The 1894-nt window shown below is 69.5% G+C and carries 1 protein-coding gene; it reads left to right on the top strand.

Annotated features, from left to right (window positions below; genetic code table 11):
• Nucleotides 1-1894, top strand: a 1894-nt coding sequence (locus IE257_RS37675) for a condensation domain-containing protein (RefSeq protein ID WP_189974629.1), incomplete at both ends; no start/stop codon positions are given.

Genomic DNA, 1894 nt, shown 5'->3' with positions numbered 1-1894 from the left:
CACCGTCGAGGGGGGCACCGCGAACGTCGCGGACGTCTATCCCCTGGCCCCGCTCCAGGAAGGCCTGCTCTTCCACCACCTCCTCGCCCATGACGAGGACGACGCCTACGTGATGCCCGTCGTGATGGAGTTCAGCTCCCGCGAGCGCCTCGACGCGTTCCTCGACGCGCTGCAGAAGGTGATCGACCGCCACGACATCCTGCGTACGGGGATCGTCTGGGACGGCCTGTCCCAGCCCGTCCAGGCCGTCTGGCGCAAGGCCGAACTGCCCGTCCACGAGGTGGCCCTGGACCCGAACGACAGCGATCCGGTCCAGCAGCTGCTGACCGGAGTCGGCCTGTCGATGAACCTCGACCGGGCACCTCTCATCAGCACCCACATCGCGCCCGTCCCCGAGGACGAGCGATGGGTGGCCCTGGTGCGGATGCACCACATCGTCCAGGACCACACCGCGCTCGAGGTGGTCCTCGCCGAACTGGACGCCTTCCTCATCGGCCGCGGCGGAGACCTGCCGGACCCCCTGCCGTTCCGCGACTTCGTCGCCCAGGCCCGTAGCGGTGCGGACACCGAGGGCCAGGAACGCTACTTCGCCGAGCTGCTCGGTGATGTCACCGAAGGGACCGCACCGTTCGGTGCGCTGGACGTCAGGGGTGACGGCTCGGGCGTGGTGCGCGCCCAGGTTCCGTTCGCGCCCGAACTGGACGCGCGGCTGCGGGAGGTATCCCGCCGCCTCGGCGCGAGTGCGGCGACGGTGATGCACGTCGCGTGGGCCCGTGCCCTCGCGACGATGTCCGGGCGCGAGGACGTGGTGTTCGGAACGGTGCTGTTCGGCCGGATGAACGCGGGCGCGGCCTCGGAGCGGGTCCCGGGTCCCTTCATGAACACGCTGCCGGTGCGCGTGCGTACGGGCGACATGGGCGTCCTGGACGCGGTGTCCGCGGTCCGCGGTCAGCTGGCGGAACTGCTGGAGCACGAGCACGCCCCGTTGGCCCTGGCCATCCAGGCCAGCGGCATGACCGGGAACTCCCCCTTGTTCTCCTCGCTGTTCAACTACCGGCACAACACCGAGCCGGCGGCCGAGCCCGTGGCGGTGACGTCGACCGAGCCCTGGGACGGGCCGGTGGGTGGCATCCGCACGCTGTTCACCCGGGAACTGACCAACTACCCGCTCGCCGTCTCGGTCGACGACGACGGTGACGCGATCGGACTGGCCGTCGACGCGGTCTCCCCGATCGACCCGGAAGCGGTCGGTGTGCTGGTGCGTACGGCCGCCGAGAACCTGGTGTCGGCGCTGGAGCTGGCACTGGACGGTGGTCCGCAGGCGCCGCTGAGCACGGTCGAGGTACTGGACGACGCCCGGCGTCGGCAGGTCCTGGTGGACTGGAACGACACGGCGGTGGAGGTCGGTTCCTCTTCTCTGTCGGGGTTGTTCGAGGCGCAGGTGGGGCGTACTCCGGGTGCGGTTGCGGTGGTGTTCGAGGGTGTGGAGGTTTCGTACGCGGAGCTGGATGGGCGGGCGAATCGTCTGGCGCGTCTGTTGGTGTCGCGTGGTGTGGGTGCGGAGTCGGTGGTCGGTGTCGCGTTGGAGCGTGGTGTCGACATGGTGGTCGCTCTGCTGGCGGTGGTGAAGGCGGGTGGTGCGTATCTGCCGATCGATCCGGAGTATCCGTCCGAGCGGGTCGCGTTCATGTTGGAGGATGCTGCGCCGGTCGTGGTGGTGACTTCGCAGGCTGTGGCCGGTGTGGTGCCGTCCGGGGTTCCGGTGGTCGTGGTCGACGAGCACGCAGTCGTGAGTGAGTTGGCGGGTGTCGCTGATGGGCCGCTGGGCGTGCGGGTACTGCCGTCGCATCCGGTGTATGTGATCTATACGTCGGGTTCGACGGGTCGGCCGAAG

The sequence above is a fragment of the Streptomyces avidinii genome, from assembly GCF_014650695.1.
In the GTDB taxonomy this organism is placed as follows: domain Bacteria; phylum Actinomycetota; class Actinomycetes; order Streptomycetales; family Streptomycetaceae; genus Streptomyces; species Streptomyces avidinii.
Note: the sequence above shows the minus strand (reverse complement) of the source record. Positions and strands in the feature narration are given on the sequence as shown.